20 protein-coding genes and 1 pseudogene are annotated in these 23378 nt (G+C 60.6%); 11 read left to right on the forward strand and 10 right to left on the reverse strand.

The window, feature by feature from the left end:
• Positions 1–143: 143 nt before the first annotated feature.
• Complete coding sequence (locus tag FQV27_RS03265; protein ID WP_147096364.1) at positions 144–1526, forward strand: dipeptidase; 1383 nt, start codon at positions 144–146, stop codon at positions 1524–1526.
• A gap of 29 nt (positions 1527–1555) precedes the next feature.
• Here FQV27_RS03265 and FQV27_RS18810 read toward each other — a convergent pair whose 3' ends face one another.
• Positions 1556–2212, reverse strand: a complete 657-nt coding sequence (locus FQV27_RS18810) for a lytic transglycosylase domain-containing protein (protein WP_186827196.1) — start codon at positions 2210–2212, stop codon at positions 1556–1558.
• Between the two features lie 90 nt (positions 2213–2302).
• On the opposite strand from FQV27_RS18810, the gene FQV27_RS18815 reads away from it, so the two are divergent.
• Together FQV27_RS18815 and gatB are read left to right on the forward strand one after the other, a co-directional pair.
• Positions 2303–2821: a hypothetical protein gene (locus tag FQV27_RS18815; protein ID WP_186827197.1), complete on the forward strand. Its 519-nt coding sequence runs from the start codon at positions 2303–2305 to the stop codon at positions 2819–2821.
• 80 nt (positions 2822–2901) lie between these two features.
• On the forward strand, positions 2902–4416 hold the full coding sequence (gene gatB / locus FQV27_RS03275; RefSeq protein ID WP_147096366.1) for an Asp-tRNA(Asn)/Glu-tRNA(Gln) amidotransferase subunit GatB: 1515 nt from the start codon (positions 2902–2904) through the stop codon (positions 4414–4416).
• Positions 4417–4487: 71 nt separating this feature from the next.
• Here the strand turns inward: gatB and FQV27_RS03280 are convergent, their stop codons facing one another.
• Positions 4488–5402, reverse strand: coding sequence for a DUF5996 family protein (locus tag FQV27_RS03280; RefSeq protein ID WP_147096367.1), 915 nt, complete (start codon positions 5400–5402; stop codon positions 4488–4490).
• Between the two features lie 131 nt (positions 5403–5533).
• Between FQV27_RS03280 and FQV27_RS03285 the strand changes: the two genes are divergently transcribed.
• A complete protein-coding gene (locus FQV27_RS03285; RefSeq protein WP_147096368.1) occupies positions 5534–5995 on the forward strand; it encodes a DUF4177 domain-containing protein in 462 nt (153 codons plus the stop codon).
• A 10-nt stretch (positions 5996–6005) separates the two neighbouring features.
• Here the strand turns inward: FQV27_RS03285 and FQV27_RS03290 are convergent, their stop codons facing one another.
• From FQV27_RS03290 to FQV27_RS03300, 3 genes are read right to left on the reverse strand one after another with little or no spacing between them, the layout of a single operon-like run.
• Positions 6006–6338: a DMT family transporter gene (locus FQV27_RS03290; protein WP_147096369.1), complete on the reverse strand. Its 333-nt coding sequence runs from the start codon at positions 6336–6338 to the stop codon at positions 6006–6008.
• The gene (gene miaB / locus FQV27_RS03295) at positions 6338–7651 is read right to left on the reverse strand and encodes a tRNA (N6-isopentenyl adenosine(37)-C2)-methylthiotransferase MiaB (protein WP_147096370.1); all 1314 of its coding nucleotides are present in this window, start codon (positions 7649–7651) and stop codon (positions 6338–6340) included. Before miaB ends, FQV27_RS03290 begins: the two co-directional genes overlap by 1 nt.
• A 58-nt stretch (positions 7652–7709) precedes the next feature.
• On the reverse strand, positions 7710–8093 hold the full coding sequence (locus tag FQV27_RS03300; RefSeq protein WP_147096371.1) for a hypothetical protein: 384 nt from the start codon (positions 8091–8093) through the stop codon (positions 7710–7712).
• A 73-nt stretch (positions 8094–8166) separates the two neighbouring features.
• Between FQV27_RS03300 and FQV27_RS03305 the strand changes: the two genes are divergently transcribed.
• On the forward strand, positions 8167–8940 hold the full coding sequence (locus FQV27_RS03305) for an alpha/beta fold hydrolase (protein WP_147096372.1): 774 nt from the start codon (positions 8167–8169) through the stop codon (positions 8938–8940).
• Between the two features lie 3 nt (positions 8941–8943).
• Here FQV27_RS03305 and FQV27_RS03310 read toward each other — a convergent pair whose 3' ends face one another.
• A complete protein-coding gene (locus FQV27_RS03310) occupies positions 8944–10923 on the reverse strand; it encodes an acyltransferase family protein (RefSeq protein ID WP_186827198.1) in 1980 nt (659 codons plus the stop codon).
• Between the two features lie 164 nt (positions 10924–11087).
• Here FQV27_RS03310 and lepA point away from each other — a divergent pair, with 164 nt between their 5' ends.
• Both lepA and FQV27_RS03320 read left to right on the forward strand, forming a co-directional pair.
• A complete protein-coding gene (gene lepA, locus FQV27_RS03315) occupies positions 11088–12887 on the forward strand; it encodes a translation elongation factor 4 (protein WP_147096374.1) in 1800 nt (599 codons plus the stop codon).
• Between the two features lie 342 nt (positions 12888–13229).
• Complete coding sequence (locus FQV27_RS03320) at positions 13230–14342, forward strand: Hint domain-containing protein (protein ID WP_147096375.1); 1113 nt, start codon at positions 13230–13232, stop codon at positions 14340–14342.
• Between the two features lie 151 nt (positions 14343–14493).
• Here the strand turns inward: FQV27_RS03320 and FQV27_RS03325 are convergent, their stop codons facing one another.
• Complete coding sequence (locus tag FQV27_RS03325) at positions 14494–14673, reverse strand: hypothetical protein (protein ID WP_147096376.1); 180 nt, start codon at positions 14671–14673, stop codon at positions 14494–14496.
• Between the two features lie 181 nt (positions 14674–14854).
• Between FQV27_RS03325 and ade the strand changes: the two genes are divergently transcribed.
• From ade to FQV27_RS03345, 4 genes and pseudogenes are all read left to right on the forward strand, one after another.
• On the forward strand, positions 14855–16540 hold the full coding sequence (ade, locus tag FQV27_RS03330) for an adenine deaminase (RefSeq protein ID WP_147096377.1): 1686 nt from the start codon (positions 14855–14857) through the stop codon (positions 16538–16540).
• Positions 16541–16584: 44 nt separating this feature from the next.
• On the forward strand, positions 16585–16770 hold the full coding sequence (locus FQV27_RS03335) for a heavy-metal-associated domain-containing protein (protein WP_147096378.1): 186 nt from the start codon (positions 16585–16587) through the stop codon (positions 16768–16770).
• Positions 16771–16928: 158 nt separating this feature from the next.
• A complete protein-coding gene (locus FQV27_RS03340; RefSeq protein ID WP_147096379.1) occupies positions 16929–17228 on the forward strand; it encodes a hypothetical protein in 300 nt (99 codons plus the stop codon).
• A pseudogene (locus FQV27_RS03345) lies at positions 17229–17906 on the forward strand (NAD-dependent deacylase). It begins immediately after the preceding gene.
• On the opposite strand, the gene cysE reads toward FQV27_RS03345, so the two are convergent.
• From cysE to FQV27_RS03360, 3 genes are read right to left on the reverse strand one after another with little or no spacing between them, the layout of a single operon-like run.
• Positions 17903–18748, reverse strand: a complete 846-nt coding sequence (cysE, locus tag FQV27_RS03350; RefSeq protein ID WP_147096380.1) for a serine O-acetyltransferase — start codon at positions 18746–18748, stop codon at positions 17903–17905. The pseudogene FQV27_RS03345 and the gene cysE sit on opposite strands and share 4 nt — an antisense overlap.
• A gap of 52 nt (positions 18749–18800) precedes the next feature.
• Positions 18801–19514, reverse strand: a complete 714-nt coding sequence (locus tag FQV27_RS03355) for a DUF2793 domain-containing protein (protein ID WP_147096381.1) — start codon at positions 19512–19514, stop codon at positions 18801–18803.
• A complete protein-coding gene (locus tag FQV27_RS03360; protein WP_147096382.1) occupies positions 19514–23377 on the reverse strand; it encodes a baseplate multidomain protein megatron in 3864 nt (1287 codons plus the stop codon). Before FQV27_RS03360 ends, FQV27_RS03355 begins: the two co-directional genes overlap by 1 nt.
• Between the last annotated feature and the right edge of the window lies 1 nt (position 23378).

Below are 23378 nucleotides of genomic sequence, written 5' to 3' on the forward strand. Positions count from 1 at the left end.
TTGCCTTGCTTGCTGGGTGCGATCATGTCAGATCAATATGCGTGCGACATTGATAAGGGTCAAATGCGCCGAGTTACAGGGCAAACTTCCCTTTTTGTCGTGAGGTTTCCACGGGTTAATCCCAATAAAAATAGTCAGAAAAGATGGCCGACCAGAAAACTGATGACGTCCTGAACCGCCTTGATGCCGATCTCCCTGCCGCGCTCGACCGGCTTATGGGGTTTCTGCGCATCCCCTCGATCTCGACCGATCCAGCCCATGACGATGATGTCGCCGAGGCCGCGAACTGGCTGGCGAATGAACTGCGCGACCTCGGTTTCAGCGCCGATGTGCGACCGACGACGGGTCATCCGATGGTCGTGGCCTCGACCCCGAAAGGCACTGAAAGAACGCTGCTTTTCTATGGTCACTACGACGTGCAGCCGGTCGATCCGCTGAACCTCTGGAACCGTCCGCCCTTCGATCCGGCGATCGAGGATACGCCGAACGGAAAGGTAATCCGGGGGCGCGGGGCGTCGGACGACAAGGGCCAGTTGATGACCTTTGTCGAAGCATGCCGGGCGTGGAAGGATGTACATGGCGAATTGCCGTCAGGCCTGACCCTGCTGTTCGAGGGCGAGGAGGAATCCGGCTCTCCCTCGTTGATCCCGTTCCTGGAGGCGAACCGTGACGAGTTGTCGCAGTCGCTTGCCCTGATCTGCGATACCGGGATGTCGGCGGATGGGCGGCCGGCGATTTCCAGCCAGTTGCGCGGGCTTGTGGGCGAGGAAATCGTTGTCCACGCCGCCAATCAGGACCTGCATTCGGGCAGTTTCGGCGGGCTGGCGGCGAATCCGATCCAGATCCTGTGCGACGCGCTTGCCGCGCTGAAGGATGAAAACGGTCGCGTCACCCTGCCCGGCTTTTATGACGGCGTGCAGGAACTGTCGGACGATCTGCGCCGCGACTGGGAGGCGCTGGATTTCGATGCGGAAGAGTTCCTGTCGCGCGTCGGGCTGAAACATCCTGTCGGCGAAAAGGGCCGCATGCCGCTGGAAATGGTCTGGAACCAGCCCACGGCCGAAATCAACGGGATCACGGGCGGATATACCGGCGACGGCTTCAAGACCGTCCTTCCCGCCGAGGCCCGCGCCAAGGTCAGCTTCCGGCTGACCGGCACGCAGGACCCCGAGAAAATCCGCACCGCGTTCCGCGCCCATGTCGAAAGCTTCATCCCCGCCGATTGCCGGGTCGAATTCCATGAACATGGCGGCTCTCCGGCGGCGGTCATGGATCTGTCAGACCCCGCATTCGAGGCCGCGAAACAGGCGCTGTCCGAGGAATGGAACCGCGAGGCGGTTTATATCGGCATGGGTGGATCGATTCCCATCGCCGGCGACTTCAAGCGCATCCTCGGGATGGACGCGATGCTGATAGGCTTTGGCCGCGACGATGACCGCATCCATTCCCCGAACGAAAAATATGACGTCGAAAGCTTCGCCAAGGGCGCGCGAAGCTGGGCGCGCATCCTTTCGGCACTGCGTTAAGGGCTGGGGCGCTCAGGCGCCCCGCTTCATCACCGGCAATAGCTTTGAGAGCGGGTCCACGCTGCGATTTCGGCGCGTTTCGCGCTGTTGCGCAGCGGCATCCAGTCCCGCGCGACCCCACGCCAGCCCCCCTTGGACGAGCCGGCAATCGCGTTGTCACGCCCGATCTGGGTGGCGGCAATACGCACCGCACAGGCCATGTTCGCCCGGCCGTCCAGCAGCGAGCCTCCGCAACCGAAATTGCGCGCCGTGGCAGGCGAAATCTGCATCAGGCCAAGATAGCGCCCGCCCGCACCGCGCGCGGCCGCATTGTGGCTGCTTTCATGCTTGGCCACGGCCGACAGAAGGCCGGCCCAGAACGCACGGCGGTTTTCGGTCGTCTGGCTGGCATAGCCCGGACAGTATTCCATGACATCCGACGGCACCCGCGACATCAGCACCGCCCCTTCGGCATTCAGCGCGGCCAGCGTCGCGCGGGTCCAGGCCTCGTCATTCTGACGGCCGTCCCATCGCATATCGGGCAAGGGCGCGGTTCCCGGAAGGGCCGCAACGGCGCGGCCCGCAAGGCCCGGCTTGTTCGCGGAAAGCGTCGGCGCATCGACCGCCGACTTTCCGATATTGGCACTGTCGCAGCCTGCGACTGCAACTGTTGTGGCCAGAATGGCCAGTTTAACGAATTTACGCATCATCCACGCTGACGTTATTGTCTTTGCCGATGCGCTAGCTGATAGTTTCGCATCTGCATACCCGTTTTTGGTAAAGAGTTGGGGAGCGTCATGCTTTTTGTGATTTTGGGCATCCTGAGCGCGGCCGGTGTCTGGTACTGGCGCTTCAACATGGCCCGTGAAGCCGCCCGCGAGATCGGAAATATCGCCGGCGATCTGGTCAATGCGCCGCGCCGATTTGGCTTTCGCCGCCGCGCCAATGCGCATCCTGTCGAAGGCATCGACGAGCCGAACCTTGCCATCACTGCAATTGCCGTGGCCTTCCTGGAACTGGGCGGCATGCCGGCACGCGAGGATCTGACCGCGCTTGCCAACACGCTTGGCAGCCGTCTGGGCATCAAGCATGACGATATTGATGAAATGATGGTCCTTGGCCGCTGGCTGATGAACGAATGTCAGGGGCCGCAGCCCGCCATAACACGGATCACCAAGCGACTGGCAAAGCTGGACCATGCTGCATTCCAAACCCTTTTGCCCGTCCTCAGCGAGGTTGGCGGCCGCAGGGGCGGACTAAACGACAAGCAGCGTGAAGCGTTGGACGACATCGCACGGATTCTGAAGCTGCGCTGATCCTTAGCCGCGTTGCCTCGGCCCTTGCCCGTGCGGCCCGCCCGGCATAGAACCCCGGACGACAAGACAGGATAGACGCCATGCTCGACCATCTCGAATTTGCCACGCCCGAACCCAAGCGCATCGCCGGTGCCACGTCGGATTGGGAACTGGTCATCGGGCTGGAGGTGCATGCGCAGGTCAGCAGCAACGCGAAACTGTTTTCCGGGGCCTCGACCACCTTCGGGGCAGAACCGAACAGCAATGTTGCTTTCGTCGATGCCGCGATGCCGGGCATGCTGCCGGTCATCAATGAATTCTGCGTGGCGCAGGCGGTCAAGACCGGGCTTGGCCTGAAAGCGGCGATCAACCTGTTCAGCGCGTTCGACCGCAAAAACTATTTCTATCCTGACCTGCCGCAGGGCTATCAGATCAGCCAGTTGTATCACCCCATCGTGGGCGAGGGCGAAATCATCGTCGATATGGGACCGGGCGTGGCGCGCCGTGTCCGGATCGAACGTATCCATCTGGAACAGGACGCCGGCAAGTCGATCCATGACATGGACCCGAACATGTCCTTTGTCGATTTCAACCGCACCGGCGTCGCGCTGATGGAAATCGTCAGCCGCCCCGACATTCGCGGCCCGGAAGAGGCGGCGGCCTATGTGTCGAAGCTGCGCCAGATCATGCGCTATCTGGGCACCTGCGACGGCAATATGCAGAACGGCAACCTGCGCGCGGACGTGAATGTCAGCGTCTGCAAGCCCGGAGATTATGAACGGTTCATGGAAACCGGCGATTTCGGCGTGCTGGGAACCCGGTGCGAGATCAAGAACATGAACTCGCTGCGGTTCATCCAGCAGGCCATCGAATACGAGGCCCGCCGCCAGATTGGCATTATCGAAGACGGCGGCAAGATCGTGCAGGAAACGCGCCTGTATGACCCAGACAAGGGCGAAACCCGGTCCATGCGGTCGAAGGAGGAAGCGCATGATTACCGCTATTTCCCCGATCCCGACCTGCTGCCGCTGGAGATCGAGCAGGCATGGGTCGATCAGATCGGCGCGGCGATGCCAGAACTGCCCGATGCCAAGAAAGCCCGCTTCGTGAAGGAAATGGGACTGTCCGAATATGACGCGGGCGTCCTGACCGCAGAAGTCGAAAATGCCGACTATTTCGAGGCGGTGGCCGGCGGACGCGACGGCAAGATGGCCGCGAACTGGGTCATCAACGAATTGTTCGGTCGGTTGAACAAGGAAGGACTGACGGTCGAAACCTCTCCGATCAGCGCTGCGCAACTGGGCGGCATCATCGACCTGATCGCCAAGGGCGATATTTCCGGCAAGATCGCCAAAGACCTGTTCGAAATCGTCTGGACGGAAGGTGGCGAGCCGGCGGAGATCGTCGAGGCGCGCGGAATGAAACAGGTCACCGATCTGGGCGCGATCGAAGCCGCGGTTGATGAAATCATCGCCGCCAACCCGGCGCAGGTCGAAAAGGCCAAGGCCAACCCGAAGCTTGCCGGTTGGTTCGTCGGTCAGGTGCTGAAGGCTACGGGCGGCAAGGCCAACCCGGCTGCGGTGAACGAATTGGTGGCAAAGAAGCTGGGGCTTTGACGCCACGGCGTGGCGGGTGCCGCGCGCAGTGAGGATCGTCCGGGGATGCCGGACGTTGGATCACCCGCAGGTTACGACGGCTTCCCGCTGCCCAGCAGTTCCTTCGGCCAATTGCCTGTTCTGGCACCTGCGTCATATGTCGTCTCCCAGAAGGACATAAGCGCGGCATCGGGGTCGGGAAGCCGGCGCAGCGCGTCATAGTCCAGTACGAACTCGTCCATCTTGGCTGACCAGCCGGCCGCATCGGGCGCGATCTTTTCCTGCCCGATCCCTTTCGGTTCCGGATAGGTGAAGGCATAGAAGGCCGGTTGGGCATGCGAGGGATCACCCGACCACCAGCCCATCTCCATCAGTTCAGCATTCATCGCATTTCGCCTGATGAAACCCGCATCGGGCGCAGGTTTCGCAGGCCTGCCGCTATAAAGAGGCAGGCGAATATCCATCGTCCCCCACATCAGTCCGATCGGCTGCGTCTTTCCGGCAAAGCGGCCCTGAAACCTGAACAAAACGCGCTGAACGCTGAGAAGGATGCGCCACCAGGCGTTGACCAGTGCGCGGTCATAGGGCCGTTCGGTCTTGTCCTTGTCGAAGGGCGTTTTGTCCGGGACTTCCTGCGGCATCATGTCAATCCGGGCCGGGATGCCAGCATTATTCAGTTGCGAGAGGAGTTCGGTCGTCACGGCCGCGACCGATGTGGGACCAAGCGTGATTTCGCCCGTTTCGCCGGTGCTGCTGTCCCAGTGTAACCGATGTGCGATACAATCCAGTCGGACCTCATAGACGCCTTGGGCGTAGGGGATCGGTCCGGTGGTCAACCCGCGCGCAGAAAGCTCCAGGATGACCTCTGCCCATTGGGCGTGGAAAGGCTCGGCCAGTTTCAGCTTGCCCATGACCTGAAGGATCATGTGCAGCAAACGCTGCGTCGGCGCGAAATCCTCGTATGACAGCGGCGGCCAGTTTTCGGATGTGTAGAGCGTGCCGTTCATCTTGTCCTCCGCAGCTGATCCCCGGATCATAGGCGGCTTGCCGCAGAAAGCAGAAGGAAATTCGCCTGCGGGGACTGGAATGGCGGTTCGCGCCAGCCTATCCTTGCGCAACCGTGAAGAAGGAACTGCCTTTGTCCCGCTTTGAATACACTGCCACCCCTGCGCCCATTCGCAGCGAGAAAGCGAAATCCGCAAAGACGCCGGCCGAACGCTATGCGCTGACCCTGACAGACGAGATCAACCGCATGGCGGCGGATGGCTGGGAATATCTTCGGACGGAAACCCTGCCCTCAGAAGAGCGCAGTGGCCTGACCGGTCGCACGACGCTGTTTCACAACCTGCTGATCTTCCGCCGCCCGGTGCGGGTGCACGCAGACGACCGACCGGCGGCCCCTGCCCTGCCCGCCGCTGCGAAAGCGCCTGCTTCAACGGCGACAGTTTCTGCCCCTGGGACCGAGACCGCGAAGCCTCAGCCAGCCGAGATTGAAAAGCCCGCCGAAACAGCATCGCCGGTGTTTTCCGAAAAGATGCGCGTTGCCGAAAAGCCCGGCGCGGAAAAAACCACCATTGACGGCAATCGCGGCGACCGCTGAGCACCTGCCGTCAGTGGGGGCCTGCCCCCGAGAACATGTTGATGACCACGACGCCCGCTGTGATCAGTCCAATCCCGGCAAGTGCGGCGCGATCGAGATGCTGGTTCAGGAACACGACCCCGATAAGCGAGATCAGCGCGATGCCGGTTCCCGACCAGATCGCATAGACCACGCCCACCGGCATCGAGCGCACGACGACCGACAGCGCATAGAAAGAAAACCCATAGCACAGCGCCATGACAAGCGTCGGCACAGTTCGCGAGAATTGCGCCGATTGCTGCAACGCGATTGTGCCGATCACCTCCAGCAGAATCGCACCGCCAAGCCACGCCCAGACCGGCATCACAGAAGCCTCCCGGCCAGCGAGTTCGGCGCGGAATGCGTGATCTCGACCTCGACCAGTTCGCCCACCTGCGCATCGGGGGCATCGACAAAGACCGAATGCAGGTAGTCGGATTTGCCGATCATCTGGCCCGTCTGGCGGCCCGGTTTTTCGAACAGCACGCCAAGTCTGCGCCCGATCATGCTCTCCTGCGCCGCCTTCTGCTGGCGCGACAGCAGCGCCTGCATTTCCTGCAGACGCGCATCGGCGACATCGGATGGCACCTCTTCCCGGCCTGCGGCGGGCGTCCCCGGTCGCGGCGAATATTTGAAGCTGAAGGCAGTGCCGTAGCCCACATCCTCAATCAGCTTCAGCGTGTCGCGGTGATCCTGATCGGTTTCGCCGGGAAAGCCCGCGATGAAATCCGAGGTCAGCATGATGTCCGGGCGCGCGGCGCGGATGCGGTCAATCAGGTGCAGATATTCTGCTGCCGTATGCTTGCGGTTCATCGCCTTCAGAACCCGGTCGCTGCCCGACTGCACGGGCAGATGCAGATAGGGCATCAGCTTGGGTTCATTGCCATGCGCCTCGATCAGATCGTCGGTCATGTCGTTGGGGTGGCTGGTCGTATAGCGGATGCGGTCCAGCCCGTCGATTTCAGCGACGGCGCGGATCAGCCGCCCGAAATGCCATTCGCGACCGTCAGCCCCTGCCCCGTGCCAGCCATTGACGTTCTGACCAAGCAGCGTGATCTCGCGCACGCCGCGCTCGACCAGGTCGCGCGCCTCGGACAGGATGCGCTCGACCGGGCGGCTGACTTCTGCACTGCGCGTATAGGGCACGACACAAAAGGCACAGAACTTGTCGCAGCCCTCCTGCACGGTCAGAAATGCCGTCGGCGCGCGGCGGGTGGCCCGTGCCTTTGGCAGATGGTCGAACTTGTCTTCTTCCGGGAATTCGGTCAGCACACGCGGACCTTCGCCGCGCGCCATGGCCGGCAGCTTGTGATAGCTTTGCGGGCCGACGACCATATCCACCAGCGGCATCCGGTTCACGATCTCCTCGCCCTCGGCCTGCGCGACGCAGCCCGCGACGGCAATCTTCAGGTCCGGCTTTTCGGCCTTGAAGGGTTTCAGCCGGCCCAAGTCGGAATACAGCTTTTCAGCCGCCTTTTCGCGAATATGGCAGGTGTTCAGCAGGACCATATCGGCCTCGGCCTGATCCTCGGTCAGGACATATCCGTCCGCGCCCATCGCCTCGGCCATGCGCGAGCTGTCATAGACATTCATCTGACAGCCGTAAGTCTTTATGAAAAGCTTCTTGGGTTCAGCCATGTCGCGTTCCTTTGCAAGCGCGCGTCTTAACCGATTGCACGGGCAAAGAGAAGCCGGGCTATAGATAGTCCTGCCAGACCAGAACCCAGATGATCGCGATGCCCAGCATCAGCAAACCGAAAACCACCGAAGCCGCGAAATTGGTCGCCTTTTCCTGCATCCGGGTCACGCGACCGAAGGGCTTCAGATAGGCGACAAGATCGGCATGCGCCTGCGCCGCATCGCTAAAATCGGTTTGCCGCGCGATTTTCGGGGCATTGGTGATCGTCTCGGCATCACGCAGGATCACCGCCTTCTTGTACAGCTTACGCGGCAGCGCCCCGCCCCGACGGCGCAACATGGTATCGAGATCGACGACCTCGCCCCGGCGCGTGCCGCCAAGACGGGTGGCCATCAGAACGGCGACCTCCTCGGCCCAGCTTCTTACATTCAGTGGCGTCATACGTTTCCCAATCCGTCCAAGGCGGATCATAGACGGGCTGGCGGCGGCGATCCAGCCCGGCTAAGCTGCCGCCATGATGCTGAACACGATCATTTCAGGGGAAGATCACGGCCTGCCGCCCGTGGTTCTGGTTCACGGGCTTTTCGGGTCCGCAAAAAACCTTGGCGGGCTGGAAAGGCGGCTGGACGGCGGCCGCAAGGTCATCGCGGTGGACATGCGTAACCACGGCGACTCGCCACACGATCCCGATCATTCCTATCCCGCATTGGCAGGCGATCTGGCCGAGGTGATAAAGGCGCATGGCGGCGTGGCCGATATTGTCGGCCATTCGATGGGTGGCAAGGCCGCGATGGTCCTGGCGCTGAGCAGACCCGAGATGGTGCGCCGGCTTGCGGTTCTGGACATTGCGCCCTTCGGCTACAGCCATTCGCAGCAGGAATATGTCGATGCGATGCTGGCCCTCGATCTTGATGGCCTGCGCCTGCGATCCGAGGCCGACAAGCGATTGGCGCAGCATGTGGACGAACCGGGCGTCCGCGCCTTTCTTCTGCAGAGCCTTGATCTGAAGGCCGATCCGCCGCGATGGAAACTTAACCTGCCAGTGCTGAGCGACCAGATGGCGCTGCTGACGGGATGGCCCGACGGGCTGCCGAAGCGCGCATTCGAAGGACCGGCGCTGTTTCTTGCGGGCGGGGAATCGGATTACGCCAGCCCCGGCGCAAGGGCCGACGCGATCCGCGATTATTTCCCGCAGGCCGAGCTGCAATATATCCCGAATTGCGGGCACTGGCTGCATGCCGAGGAACCGAAGCGTGTCGCTGACGCAGTGGCCGCCTTTCTGGACTAAGCCCTATTCTTCGTCGCCTGCACCCAGGCAGGCCGGATCGCCTGCAAACATCTCGGCGAAGACGGAGCGCGCGCCGTAATCGCTGATATGTGCGCTGTCGGCATAAAGATAGCGCCCGTCGCGCTGCGTCTCGCAGATGCCTGACCGGCAGATGCGCTGGTGCGGAAACAGGACGCGCACATGCGGCGGCAGGTTTTCGGCCGCGAATGCCTGCAGTAGCTCGTCCGTTTCCGACAGGAAGTCACGCTCGCTGACGCCTTCGATCCCTGCCAGCAGCGCGGGAACGCCGCCGTGAAAATCATTGGTCAACAGGGGCAGCGGACCGACGACACAGACGTGGCTAAATTTCTGCGACAGCAGCGTCAGCAGGGCTGTGATCTCGTCGCGGATCGTGCGCCTGCGGAATACGTCATCAACCTGCTCTGCGTCGATCAGCGAAACCCGCGCATCGGGGTAAGGGGTTCGTTGAGCGGGATTGCCCCTGAAATAGTCACTTCCATAGAAGTAACTCGCCCATGCCGCCGAAAGCAGCACCGTCGAAGGCTTTGGCCAGTCGCCGCGTATATAGTCGAAAAGTGCGCGATAATGCGCGCGACATGCCTCGTTCACCGCATCGGGGCGGTTATGCCGCCGGGCCCTGTCAGACGGGAAGCATCCCCCCCGCGTCAGGCTGATGAGGCGCCTGTCCTGACGCGCCAGCGCCTCTGCCAGCGGGGCCGAAAAGTGAAAAGCGTTTGAATCGCCGATCAGCAGCACGTCTTCCGATAGCGGCGGCGGGGTCAGGCAGGCCCTGATATCGGCGCAATCGCCCAGTCCACTGCGTTCAAGTGAATGCAGCATCACCGCTTCGTCGGGCGTCATGTCAAAGCGTAGATAGCCGTCACGCTGATTGCCGATGCCGCCGAGAATCGCGAAGCAGCAAAGCCCGGCAACGGAGGCGCCGAGGATTGCGGGTGTCGGGATGCCCTGGCCGCCACGAAACGGTGTCTCGACATATTTCCAACTAATCCAGGCCAGCGGAAAGACCGCCATGACCAGCAAGGTTCTGTTGGCCAGCCCCGGTTCGTCAACGCTCATATAGCGCAGGAACGCCAGCATCGGCTGGTGGAACAGATAGGCGCTGTAGCTTATCAGCCCGATCAGAACGAGCGGACCTGACGCGAGAGCGCGGCCGATCCCCGTGTCAGATGTCGCGAAGATCACGACCAGCATCGTGCCCGCCACCGGGATCAGCGCGAAGGGGCCGGGAAAAAGCGTGCCCTCATCAAAGGTAAACACCGCCCCGATGACCAGGATCAGCCCAGCCAATGCCAGAAAGCGCGCCAGACGAGGTGAAACCTTCGGCGGGTGCCGGGTCAGGATCAGCATGGCCAGCACCCCTCCCATCAGCTCCCATGCGCGCGTGGTCAGCAGGAAGTAGGCGCGCTGCGGACTGGCGACGCTTTGCCATACTGACCAGATAAAGCCGATCAGCAGAATTCCCGTAATGGCAGGCAACAGGGCGCCGCGAAAGCGCCGGAACAGAAACCCGAAGAGAAGCGGGAACAGCAGATAATATTGCTCTTCAATCGACAGGCTCCAGGTATGAAGCAGCGGCTTGAGGTCGGATTCGATGTCGAAGTAAGCGCTCTCACGCAGGAACAGCAGGTTCGAAACAAAAAGCGCGCTCGCGGCGACGCTTTGCGAGAAATCCTTCATGTCGCGCGGCAGCAACCACATCCATGCCAGAACACAGCAGATGGCGAGGGTCAGGAAAAGCGCGGGAAGGATGCGCCTTGCCCGGCGTTCATAGAAGCGCAGCAGGCTGAAACGCCCGCGCTCCAGATCATCAAGGATTATGCCTGAAATCAGATAGCCGCTGAGCACGAAGAACACGTCGACCCCGACATAGCCGCCGGAAAAGACATCCATCCCTGCGTGGAACAGGATGACCGGAACCACCGCCACCGCGCGGAGACCGTCAATTTCCGGTCTGTATCTCATCAACCATTTACTACTGCAATCGCTACCGGAAAACGGTAATCGAATACGAGATTCGCGGCAAGCGCGCTTGCAGCCATTCCGCGTCCCAGGGTGGCGCAGGCGTCGCGTCGCTTCAGGCATCATACCCCCTTCCCGCGCCCTTCGCGGCCTTGTATAGGCTGGCCATGACCGAGCTTGATCTTATCCGCAACTTCTCCATCGTGGCGCATATCGACCACGGTAAATCCACGCTGGCCGACCGGCTGATCCAGTTGACGGGCACCGTCGCCGAGCGCGACATGAAGGCCCAGCTTCTGGACAGCATGGATATCGAGCGCGAACGCGGTATCACCATCAAGGCAAATACGGTGCGCATCGCCTATCCGGCGAAGGATGGGCGCACCTATGTGCTGAATCTGATCGACACGCCCGGCCATGTCGATTTCGCCTATGAGGTCAGCCGGTCCATGCGCGCGGTCGAAGGCAGCCTGCTGGTCGTCGATGCGACGCAGGGGGTCGAGGCGCAGACGCTGGCGAATGTCTATCAGGCAATCGACGCGGATCACGAGATTGTGCCGGTGCTGAACAAGATCGACCTGCCAGCGGCAGAACCTGACCGCGTCAAGGAGCAGATCGAGGATGTGATCGGTATCGACGCGTCACAGGCGGTTCCGATTTCCGCGAAAACCGGTCTTGGCATCCCGGATGTGCTGGAGGCGATCGTGACCCGCCTGCCCGCGCCGAAGGGCGACCGGGATGCGCCGCTGAAGGCGATGCTGGTGGACAGCTGGTATGACGCCTATCTGGGCGTCGTTGTCATGATCCGTGTGATGGACGGCGTGATCCGCAAGGGCGATCAGGTCAAGATGATGCAGACCGGCGCGACCTATCGTCTGGACAAGCTGGCCGTGCTGACGCCCGCAATGAAGGATATCGCGGAACTTGGACCGGGCGAGATCGGCGTGTTCACCGCATCCATCAAGCAGGTCCGCGACACCCGCGTCGGCGACACGATCACGCATGAGAAAAAGCCGACAGACAAGCCCCTTCCCGGCTTCAAACCTGCGCAGCCGGTGGTGTTCTGTGGCCTCTTCCCTGTCGATGCCAACGATTTCGAGGCCCTGCGCGACGCCATCGAGAAGCTTGCCCTGAACGATGCCAGCTTCAGCTATGAGATGGAAACCTCGGCGGCCCTCGGCTTCGGCTTCCGCTGCGGTTTCCTTGGCCTTCTGCATCTGGAGGTTATCCGCGACCGGCTGGAACGCGAATACGATCTGGATCTGATCACCACCGCGCCGTCCGTCGTATTCAAGCTGCACATGCGCGACGGTGAAGTCCGTGAACTGCACAACCCCGCCGACATGCCCGACCTGACGATCGTCGATCATATCGAAGAGCCGCGCATCAAGGCCACGATCATGGTGCCTGACGAATATCTGGGCGACGTGCTGAAACTGTGTCAGGACCGGCGCGGCATCCAGCTTGACCTGACCTATGCGGGCAGCCGCGCGATGGTTGTCTATGACCTGCCGCTGGCCGAGGTGGTGTTCGATTTCTACGACCGGCTGAAATCGGTGACCAAGGGCTATGCGAGCTTCGACTATCAGATCAGCGAATATCGCGAGGATCATCTGGTGAAGATGTCGATCCTTGTAAATGACGAGCCTGTGGACGCGCTGTCGATCATGGTCCACCGCGACCGGGCCGAGGCGCGCGGCCGCGTCATGGTCGAAAAGCTGAAAGAACTGATCCCGCGCCACATGTTCAAGATACCGATTCAGGCGGCCATCGGCAGCCGGGTGATCGCGCGTGAGACGTTGTCAGCCATGCGCAAAGACGTGACCGCGAAATGCTATGGCGGCGACGCAACGCGGAAAAAGAAGCTGCTGGAAAAGCAAAAGGCTGGCAAGAAGAAGATGCGCCAGTTCGGCAAGGTCGAGATCCCGCAGACGGCGTTTATTCAGGCGTTGAAGATGGATGGGTGATCGGCTTCGCGATCTGACTTCGTCTGCCAGCCGAATATCCACCTGCATGCTCGTGCCAATTCGCCTTAGAACGCGGTTTCGCAGAACCCTCGCGATGTCACTCTAAGCAATCGGCCTGTCATAGCAATTTCAGCGCGCCCCAATGTGCCGAAATTGCAACGATAACCGAAACGTCAGCTCATTATGTGAATGGCTCGTCTCGTTTCGCCTAGCATTTCTTGAAACGTGGCCGCGGTCTGCTAACTAACCCGCAGGTTGCAGCATTCGCACAAAAATCTGGTGCAGCAGAACGCGAATTCACCGAAGCGTCGCGCGCGCACGGTTCGAGTTTAGGGATAGAGAATGGCATTCATCTCCGAAATTCACTATCAGAATAACTATGCCAGCAATTCTGGCCAGTCGGAGTTCGTCGAGATCAGGGTGACCGGCTCTGAATTGGCGGCCATGTCAGCAGGCGACAGCACCTTCCAGGTGACCTTCTATCAACAGAATGGCACGGTTGAGCAGATTGTAACGCTCGACCCGGCGGATGCGGTGCGTGACCCGAACACCGGTGCATATTCGATCATCGTACCGGGTACGCTTACGGCGCCGACTACCAACCCGCCTGATGCCAGCGAACCCGAAGCCGTGGCGCTGACCCGCACCAATAGCGATGGGACAGTAAATGTCCTGAAATTCGTTGAAATCGCGCCTAGTACCGGCGCGATCACCGCCACCGAGGGCCCTGCCAGTGGTTCGACAGCGCAAGTGATCGCGGCCTCGTCTAACGGTCAGAGCGTTCAGTATGACAAGAATGGTAACCGTGTAGACGGTCCAGTTTCACCAAATCAGGCGATCTGCTTCACGCTCGGTACCCTTATCGAGACAGAGCACGGCGCACTTCCAATCGAGAACCTGAAGCACGGCGCTCGCGTTCGCGTTCGCGACAACGGGTTCCAGCCGATACGCTGGATAGGACGGCGAAGGCTGGATGCGGTTGACCTGGCGAGATCGCCGAAGCTTCGCCCGATCCTCATTCGCGCGGGCAGCCTCGGTGCGGGGACGCCAACCCGCGACCTGACGGTCAGCCCTCAGCACAGAATCCTCGTCCGCTCGAAGATAGCACAGCGGATGTTCGGTGCGGCAGAGGTGCTGGTCGCTGCCAAGCAACTTTGCTCGATGAATGGTATCGACGTCGTCGAAGATGCAAGCGAAGTCACTTATTTTCATATCCTCTTCGACCGGCACGAGATCGTTTTCGCGAACGGAGCCGAAGCCGAAAGCCTGTTTACCGGCCCGGAAGCGATCAACAGCGTCGGAAAATCTGCGCGCCAAGAGATATTCACGATTTTCCCGCAACTCCGCTGGGACGAAGCCGGCCAAGAACCGGCGCGTCCCGTGGTGACGGGTCGACGGGCGCGCGATCTTGCTGCGCGTCACATGAAAAATCGGCGAAGCCTGATCGTCAATTGACGGAAACACCGATCAGAACCTAAACAGTTCGCGTTGGCGAAGCGCAAGACATAGACCCGGGGTCGCGCGTGATCACGGCGGTCACGCCAGCACAGCGTGCGGTCATCATGTCCAAGTCGTCAGTGCAGCCCTGCCAGTATTTCCGCCACAGTCACTTTCCGCGACCGCTCGTCGGGAACCACAACGCCAGCCACGCATCGACCCAGGCGCGCTGCCATTCCTGGATGAACTGTGTCTGCGCCTTGTTCATCTCTGCGATCATCTGCCCGCGCGAAGCGCCTGCGATGCTGTTTGCGGCTGACAGCCATGCGCTCATCCAAGGATTCTTCATAGCGATCTCCAGTGAAAATTGAGGCCGCAGAATTTACGCAGATCGCAGGTTGAATTTCAACTTAATTCGCTGGCCCTGCGGCATCTGGCAACCATGCCGGCAAACCCCGTATCTTGCGCCGGCGCCCCTTGCGAAGCTGGCAACCATACTGAATCATAACTGCGGAAAACCGGAGAGTCAGATGAGCCTTGAAGATCGCATCGCGCAGGGGCGCGGCGACATACCCGCCGACCTGGTGCTGAAAGGCGGCGAGGTCTGGTGCATGATTACCGGCGCGCGGATAGCCGGCGATGTGGCCATTTGCGGCGACACGATTGTCGGAATAGGCGAGGAATATCAGGGATGTCGCGAACTGGACGTCTCGGGCGCCGTGCTCGTGCCGGGCTTTATCGACACCCACCTGCATATCGAAAGCTCTTGTGTCACGCCTCTGGAATTCGAGAGGTGCGTACTGCCTTGCGGCGTGACCACTGCCATTTGCGACCCCCATGAAATCGCCAATGTCATTGGCCTTGACGGCATCCGCTACTTTCTGGACGCAGCCGATGCGATGCTGATGGATCTGCGGGTGAACCTGTCGTCCTGCGTCCCCTCGTCGCCGATGGAGACTTCGGGGGCTTCGATCAATGCCGCCGATCTACGCCCGCTTGCGGAACATCATCGGGTCATCGGGCTGGCTGAATTTATGAACTATCCCGGCGTTCTGAACCGCGACCCGGTGTGCATGGATAAGCTGCGCGCCTTTTCAGGCAGACATATCGACGGACACGCCCCCCTCCTTTCTGGCAAGGATCTGAATGCCTATATCGCCGCAGGCATCCGGACCGAGCATGAGGCGACGACGCAAGCCGAAGCGATCGAGAAGCTTCAAAAGGGAATGCGTGTGCTGATCCGCGAAGGTTCCGTGTCGAAGGACCTCGATGCGCTGGCACCCGTGCTGACACCTCTCACGGCGCCATATATGTGCCTGTGCACGGATGATCGAAACCCGCTCGACATCGCCGAGGAGGGACATCTGGACAACATGATCCGCCGCCTTATTGGGCATGGATGCGATCCGCTTTCCGTCTATCGCACCGCCAGCCTCTCGGCCGCAGAAGCGTTCGGTCTGAAGGATCGCGGCCAGATTGCGCCCGGAAAGCGCGCCGATATCGTGATATTGGATGACGTGGAAAGCTGCCGGCTACGCAGTGTGATCTGTGGTGGTGTCCCCGTGGATGCCGACGCCTTTGCCGCGCGCGCGCAGCTTCGCGATATCGGGTCGAATACGGTCAAACTGCCGAGAATAAATGCCGACATGTTCCGCATGCCTGGCGCGGGAAAGACGCCGGTGATCGGCATACAGCACCGCCGTATCCTGACGGACTATTTGACAGAGCATATCAAGGCCACCGCAGGCGACCGTGTCCCCGACCCGGCCCGCGACCTCGCCCGGATCTCTGTGGTCGAACGGCATGGTCGGAACGGAAACATCGCGAACGGATTTGTGCGTGGTTTCGGCATCAAGTCGGGTGCAATCGGATCAACGGTCTGTCACGACCACCACAATATTGCTCTTGTCGGCCTCGACTACCAGGACATGGTCGTCGCGGCCGAGAGGTTGGCGCAGATTGGTGGCGGCTTCGTGGTGGTCAGGGAACGGGAAGTGACGGCGGAGCTCGCACTTCCGATCGCAGGCCTGATGAGCGACCGACCGTTCGAGGAAGTTCACGCAGCACTGATTGAGCTGAGACGAGCCGCCCGCGAAATCGGCGTCATCCTGAGCGAGCCGTTCCTACAGCTTGCCTTCCTGGCGCTTCCGGTAATTCCTCATCTTAAAATTACCGATAAGGGGCTGATTGACGTGGACAGGTTCGCTATCATCTGACGCCGCCGATATGCGGACATTCGATCGATAAAGGGGAAGTCGCTATGAAGTTCATCGTATCTGAAATGACTTGCAGCCATTGCAAGGCAGCGATCGAGAATGCGGTACGCGACGCGGGCGGAAGCGCGAGTGTAGACTTGGAGAAGCGAGAAGTTCTGATCGACGGAATAGATGCAGCGCGCGCATCCGACGCGATTCGGAAAGCCGGATACAGCCCTCAACCGGCGTGACACCATATATTGACCGCGATCTCAGCCGATACACGACTAGTGACCCGCAGCTTGTGATTGAGTGAAACGCATCGGTTTGCTAGGATTTCGCCATCGGGGCGTCGCAAGCTGCCCCCAGAAAAAGCCGTAAAGGCATCAGGCAGACCGAGGAGACAGCTATGAATCGCATCGTAATCGCCACAGCGGCGATCTTTCTGACGACACCGCTCGCCATGGCAGGACCGGTAGACAACGCGTGCATTCGTTCGGAGCGTGGCGCGGGGCAGCAGGCTCTTTGTCGTTGCGTTCAGCAGGTCGCAGATCAAACCTTGTCGCGCTCGGATCAGCGGCTGGCCGCTTCGTTTTTCCGCGACCCGCATCGTGCGCAGGTCGTACGCATGTCAAAGCGTGATTCCGACAACGCGTTCTGGTCTCGCTACAAGCGGTTTGCGGGCGCGGCAGAGGCGTATTGCCGCTAAATGCGCATCGTCGTTCTGACCGGCGCGGGCATCTCGGCAGAAAGTGGTCTGAGAACATTTCGCGCCGAGGATGGGCTGTGGGAGGATCATAACGTCGAAGACGTTGCCACGCCTGAGGCTTATGAGCGAGATCCGGCACTCGTTCACCGCTTCTACAATGCCCGTCGTGCCGCTTCGAGAGCCGCGGAGCCGAATGCCGCCCACTTCGCCCTTGCCGATCTTGCGAAGCATCACGAACTGACGCTCGTTACACAGAATATCGACGATCTTCATGAGCGTGCCGGATCGGCTAGTGTGATACACATGCACGGCGATCTGGCGACGGCTCTTTGTGCATCTTGCGGCAACCGATGGCCCTCTCCAGCAGAAGCGAGCGTGGAATCACGCTGACCGGCCTGTGACAGACCAAAGGTCAGGCCGGATATCGTCTGGTTCGGAGAAATGCCCTATCATATGGACGAGATATTCAGGTCAATCGAACGGGCTGACATTTTCGCGGCGATCGGCACATCCGGTCAGGTCTATCCCGCAGCCGGCTTCGTCCAGCATGCGAGGCGAAGCGGTGCTGAATGCATAGAATTGAACCTCGACCGTTCCGCAGTCAGCCGTGATTTTCATCAGCATCTCGTAGGTCCGGCAACACAAGTAGTTCCGAGGTGGGTCAGCACGCTGCGTTAGGTATCAGAAACCACCGTGTCTGTTACGTCGATAAGGTGATCCATCGTAAAGGCAGGATCAGTGCAACCGGCATCGCCGACAATATGCGCTGGTACCCCCGCTACGGTCTTGCACGGCGGCACATCGCTCAGCACAACAGAACCGGCGGCGATTCTGCTGCAGTGTCCCACCGAAATATTGCCCAAAACCTTGGCCCCTGCGCCGATCAGCACCCCATCCCCGATCTTCGGGTGCCTGTCTCCATCGGCCTTGCCCGTACCGCCAAGCGTAACAGAGTGGAGCATGGAAACATCGTTGCCCACGACCGCTGTCTCTCCGATGACAATGGAATGCGCGTGGTCAATCATGACACCGCGCCCAACTTTCGCAGCCGGGTGAATATCGACACCGAACGCTTCCGAGCAGCGCATCTGCACGAAATAAGCCATGTCACGCCGGCCTTCATTCCATAGCCAGTGACCGATGCGATAGGCCTGAAGCGCCTGAAAACCCTTGAAAAACAGAAGTGGTTGAAGAAATCGGTGCGTTGCTGGATCTCGCTCATACACGGCGCGAAGATCGGCGACAGCCGCCGCGACAAGCTCCGGTCGGGCGGCATAAGCCGTTTCAGCTATCTCTCGCAGAAGCTGCTCGCTCATCTCTGGCGAAGACAGTTTCATCGCGAAGCGGTAGGCAAGCGCGGATTGCAAGCTCGCATGATGCAACAGACCCGCATGTATCAGTGCGCCAAGCAACGGCTCTGACTTGATAGCGTCACGAGCCTCTTCGCAAATCTGCGCCCAAAGTGCCGCGTCGCCCAAGGGCGTCGCGGCGGAGGTAAAGGATTTTGCGGGACTGTTCATGGCCATCTCCTTTTGCAGGAAAATAGCGCAAAGGTACGGCAACGGAAACCCATCAACGTGGTAGCGTCAATTCCAGCCAATGGACCGAAAGCCGAACAGCGCCTGTCGCGAAATCTCCGCCGACTGCTGACAGTATGACGGGTGCCGGGTTCCAGTAAGTGAAGGGTTGCGACAACATCCCCCGCGCCCAGGAACCCTGTTGAACACCAAGACCCGATCCGAATCGATCAAGCGCACCGGCAGTCCCCATCTTCCAGCTGGTAAGCGATCCGGTGATCGTCGCCGTCACCCGCCCGGTCGCGCCGATTACCATCGCAGCGGTCGGAATATAGAGGTTCGTCGTGACGCTGGCACCGGGTGACAATTCTACTTCCATCTCGTCTGTTCTTGCGACGAGAGCCGAGCCGAAGCGACCAAGCGTTATTGCGCCGGCGACCCATATATCTCCGTCGAAGATGGCCTCGGCGCCCTGGTCCTTGATGAATGCCTGCATACCGGAATGCGCGTCGCTGAAGACCCAGCCACCATTTACCGCAATCGCGATCTTCCCGCCTTGCCCCAGCCAATCACCGGTCGCACCAGTGGGAACGGCATAGCACACGCCATCAACGACCGTGGCAGGCGGGCTCGACTGCGTGCTGCTGATGAGAACGAGGTTCACAAGGCCATCAAGCCGCGCAAGCGACTCGTTGACTGTTACGTGCTTTTGCGCCTGTGCGGCTTGAACCAGCGGCAATTCAAGGCGGGATGTTGCTTGATCGCTCATCAAAAACTCCTCATGACAAAGTTTCCTGGACCGTACTCGTCCGATATCTGTGCGACAGATACCGAAAGTCTGCCCTGCCCCGCTTGCGAAGCCAGATCATCCGGCAGGTCGAAATAGGTCTGTCCAGTCTCGAACTCGAAGATCGACAGACCGAGTGCGATACGCAGAAGATAGCGTTCGTGACGTTCGCCAAGCGGAACCTCTCTCAGGTCCCATCGGTCGCCAGAAAGCCGGGTCTGGCGTATCCAGCTCAGCCTGCCTCTGCTTAGCTGCAAGTGACACGGCGAGAGTGGCCGAAGCCCGATGCCGCGAGTCATCGTCGAACGTAAGCGGTAGCTCGCATCGTCGACACTCCGCATGGCAGGGCCGATGCGCCAGTACAGCTTTTGCCCCAGCGCCACGGGATCGACAGACAATTGCTGCAATGCGCTGTCCAGCACCACCACGATCGATCCGATCGGCCATTCGTCCGGAACCTGCCCGTCGGTACCGCACTGACCGCGAAGTCGCTCATGGAGCGCCCAGTAACGAGGGGCCAGCGGCTCGGCGCGTCGAAACTGAAGAATTTCCCAGTTCGTAGGAGAGCCGTCTCCGATCGCGATGCGGTTCGCGCCACGAAGCAGCGCCTGCATCGAGGCATCCGATACCGCGCCAGTTCGGAATCGCACTCGGAGACCTTCACCACGATCGATGAGACCAGGCCGCGCCCTGCGCAGAACAGACTGAGTGACGCCGATCATCGCGCCGCGGGGCAGAACCGCGTCCAGCATGAAGTCGCTATCCTCCTGCATCGAACCGTAAGCCGCGACAGAGCCCGGCCACGGACTTGCGGCCACCGCAAGATGCGGCGCATGAGGGATCTCGTTTCCGCGCATGAGCGGCAGATCCATAATGACCGGAAGGACCGGCATAGGCGGCTGATAACGTGGAACGCTGATCCCGCCCTCAAGAAATTCTGCCGGTAGATAAAGGCCCGGCTCGGTCATGACCGCGTCAACTGTGACAGATCCAGCTCTTTCCACGCGCTCGATCCGCCAGCGCGTAGCGCGATCATCCGCCTCATTTTGCAGGGCGATCACATCGCCAGGCCCAAGCGAACTGAGCGAAGGCGGAAGACGAAGGCGAACGGTGTTGCGGCTTAGCTGCGCCTCCGCCAGCCAACGCTCGGCGGTCGCGCGCGCCTCTGAAACAGTCAGGAGCACGGGAATTTCGCTGTCCGATGCCGCCCGGGAATCGTCGCCGGGAAGCGACGCCTCCACGGTCGATGTCGCATATGCGTCCCCTATCGCGACATGCGACAATCGGACTCGGCCGACCATTTCAGCCTCGGCCATGCGGACTGCTTCCTGCGCTCCGCCCTCCTGCTCGGCAAGTTGCGTGGCGCGGACAGCGGCGGTGACATGGCCATCCCGCATGATGAAGCGCAGCATTCCGTCGCGCTCGACAGCGTCAAAACCATAAGCCAGCATGAGTGGTTGCAGACTCGCACGCGGCGTTTCTGAGGCGCTCGTTGCATAGCCGCGCACAACCCCCGACAGCCCGGAGACATCATAGGACGCCACGCCTGCGGCTGAGCATATATCGGCCACAACCGACGCAAGCGGCACGGCGCCCGCGCGACCGTTTAGCCAGTGACCGCGATCCCACGCTGGACCGTCAGACCAAAGATCTGTTCGCCCTGGAAAGGCAGGAAACGGTCGCGCGTCCCAGCACCAGACATGTGCGCGTGACATGTCAACCATTCGGCCTCCGTAAGAGCCGATTGGATTGTTGTTCGCATTTCCCCAGTATCGTGACATCGCACGAATATATGCCGCTTGCACAACGTCGTCTCGTCGACCCGAGGAATAGTGCGGAAGCAGCGATTCCGAACTGAATGCATCAAGAAACTTGTTTGGCTGGTTCGTCGCCTTATCGAGCGCCGCGCATCCCATCTCGGTGAACCAAACTGGCTTCGACCGCGGCACCCATGGGCTCGACGCGCCCTGCCGAACGCCGTCAACGCGATCATGGTGGCGGTTGGCCCACCAGCCGTAGATGTCTTTGTAGCGCCAGATCCACGGCTCTTTGTACCCCTCGTCGGTAATCGGGGTGCGTATCTGAGCATCGCGATGGGCAGGGTCCGCGTAATACCAATCGTATCCCTCGCCACCAGCGACCTGAGATTCCAGATAGCCGACCGCATCGATCCTGCGCCAGCGCGCGTCGCGGTGATCCTCGCCATCGCGCCAGTCGGACAGAGGCATGTAGTTGTCGATACCGATAAAGTCGATATTCGGATCGGCCCAAAGAGCATCGAGATGAAAGAACGCGTCGCCGCCGCCTGGGTGATAGCCGAAATACTCTGACCAGTCAGCGGCATAGCTTATCTTCACCGTCGGGCCGAGAATCCCGCGCACCTCGGCAGCAAGCGCGCAAAGCGCCTCGACTGCGGGAAAGCTGTTGTCGGGTCCGCGCAGCTGCGTCAGACCGACCATCTCGGAACCTATCAGGAACGCATCAAGTCCACCTGCAACCGCGCAAAGATGCGCGTAATGCAGGATAAAGCGACGGTAGCTCCATTCGTCTGGGCCGGAATATACGACATGCTCACCCTTGATGGAGAAGTCAGCGGGTGAACCCGTGCCGAAAAACTTGCCGATAGCCTCGACATTCTCGGCCGTTCCATCCGGGCTTCCATCCCGACCCGGCGCAACTTCCGCGGTAATGCGGCCACGCCAGGGCATCACAGGCTGATCAGAATTTGAAGACCACGGATCAGGGCGCGCATTCCCGGCGAGCTGCTCCATCAGAATGAAGGGATAAAATACTGCCTTGCGGCCCGAGCCAGCTATCGCACGCAACGCCTCTAATACAGACGCATCAGCAGGCGTGCCGCCATATACCGGGCGCTGATCTTTTTTCGCGACCTCGATCGCGAGACTGCGATCAATACCGCCGGCACGCCAATTCATCTCATCGCCGTCGCGGCTCTTATCCTCAACCTTTGGTTGGATCTGGCAATGTCCGACGCGCAGATCGTCGCCAAACCAAGATACGACCAGCGAGACGGAGTTCACATTAGGCAGCTCTCGGCCCAGAATGTCCATTGAGGCAAGGAAATCTGTTTGCGCCAGCACGCTCGAACTGTTCGCGGAAACCTTTTCGCCCATCCCTAGGTCATACGTAACCGGCGTCGTCGCAAGCGAGTACTCTCCCGTTCCGGGAATCATCGCGACCGCCTGGACGTATCCCGACAGGTCACCGCCCGAAACACTCGCACGCGTGACCTCGAAGCTCAGTTGAGGAACGCGGCTTCCCCAACGCTCCAGATCCAACTCCTCCAGAACGACATAGGCGATCCCACGATACGCAGGCGCATTATGTCCCTCGTGAGCCGCAATGCATGGGTCCGGAATCTGTTCTTCAGTGCCGTTATACACGCGCAGGTTCAGATCCGAGGGCGCGATTTCCTCACCATCCGCCCACACCCTGCCAATCCCAAGGATCGGCCCCTCGCAGATAGCAAGGGCATAGCTTAGCCGGTACGAAATATTGGTGACGCGTGGCCCTGTGCCCTTTCCGCCACCCTGACTGGACGAGATTTCGGTCAGTGGCGAAGCCCAAATGACATGACCGGGCATGCGCATCTGACCCCAAACGCGCGGGATCGGGATCCCCTCTCCGGTCGTCTGAATGCGCAGGCGGTCAATGCGTCCGGTCTCAACGGCCTGGCCGCCCGTACCGAGTATGCGTTGATCGATCACGCGACCGACTGTGGCACCTATCGCTCGTCCAATGACTGCGCCACCCAGACCAAGAACGGTGCCGCCGAAACCCGCGCCAATGGACGCGCCGACGGCGGACAACAGGATCGTTGCCATG

Origin of the sequence: Paracoccus aurantiacus (assembly GCF_007993065.1) — a bacterium.
Classification (GTDB): Bacteria; Pseudomonadota; Alphaproteobacteria; order Rhodobacterales; family Rhodobacteraceae; genus Paracoccus; species Paracoccus aurantiacus.

Bases quoted from the DNA above. Each gene is read 5' to 3' on its own strand.
- FQV27_RS03265 (WP_147096364.1), top strand. From the start codon at position 144: ATGGCCGACCAGAAAACTGATGACGTCCTGAACCGCCTTGATGCCGAT.
- FQV27_RS18810 (WP_186827196.1), bottom strand. From the start codon at position 2,212: ATGCGTAAATTCGTTAAACTGGCCATTCTGGCCACAACAGTTGCAGTC.
- FQV27_RS18815 (WP_186827197.1), top strand. From the start codon at position 2,303: ATGCTTTTTGTGATTTTGGGCATCCTGAGCGCGGCCGGTGTCTGGTAC.
- gatB (WP_147096366.1), top strand. From the start codon at position 2,902: ATGCTCGACCATCTCGAATTTGCCACGCCCGAACCCAAGCGCATCGCC.
- FQV27_RS03280 (WP_147096367.1), bottom strand. From the start codon at position 5,402: ATGAACGGCACGCTCTACACATCCGAAAACTGGCCGCCGCTGTCATAC.
- FQV27_RS03290 (WP_147096369.1), bottom strand. From the start codon at position 6,338: ATGCCGGTCTGGGCGTGGCTTGGCGGTGCGATTCTGCTGGAGGTGATC.
- miaB (WP_147096370.1), bottom strand. From the start codon at position 7,651: ATGGCTGAACCCAAGAAGCTTTTCATAAAGACTTACGGCTGTCAGATG.
- FQV27_RS03300 (WP_147096371.1), bottom strand. From the start codon at position 8,093: ATGACGCCACTGAATGTAAGAAGCTGGGCCGAGGAGGTCGCCGTTCTG.
- FQV27_RS03305 (WP_147096372.1), top strand. From the start codon at position 8,167: ATGATGCTGAACACGATCATTTCAGGGGAAGATCACGGCCTGCCGCCC.
- FQV27_RS03310 (WP_186827198.1), bottom strand. From the start codon at position 10,923: ATGAGATACAGACCGGAAATTGACGGTCTCCGCGCGGTGGCGGTGGTT.
- lepA (WP_147096374.1), top strand. From the start codon at position 11,088: ATGACCGAGCTTGATCTTATCCGCAACTTCTCCATCGTGGCGCATATC.
- FQV27_RS03320 (WP_147096375.1), top strand. From the start codon at position 13,230: ATGGCATTCATCTCCGAAATTCACTATCAGAATAACTATGCCAGCAAT.
- FQV27_RS03325 (WP_147096376.1), bottom strand. From the start codon at position 14,673: ATGAAGAATCCTTGGATGAGCGCATGGCTGTCAGCCGCAAACAGCATC.
- ade (WP_147096377.1), top strand. From the start codon at position 14,855: ATGAGCCTTGAAGATCGCATCGCGCAGGGGCGCGGCGACATACCCGCC.
- FQV27_RS03335 (WP_147096378.1), top strand. From the start codon at position 16,585: ATGAAGTTCATCGTATCTGAAATGACTTGCAGCCATTGCAAGGCAGCG.
- FQV27_RS03340 (WP_147096379.1), top strand. From the start codon at position 16,929: ATGAATCGCATCGTAATCGCCACAGCGGCGATCTTTCTGACGACACCG.
- cysE (WP_147096380.1), bottom strand. From the start codon at position 18,748: ATGAACAGTCCCGCAAAATCCTTTACCTCCGCCGCGACGCCCTTGGGC.
- FQV27_RS03355 (WP_147096381.1), bottom strand. From the start codon at position 19,514: ATGAGCGATCAAGCAACATCCCGCCTTGAATTGCCGCTGGTTCAAGCC.
- FQV27_RS03360 (WP_147096382.1), bottom strand. From the start codon at position 23,377: ATGGCAACGATCCTGTTGTCCGCCGTCGGCGCGTCCATTGGCGCGGGT.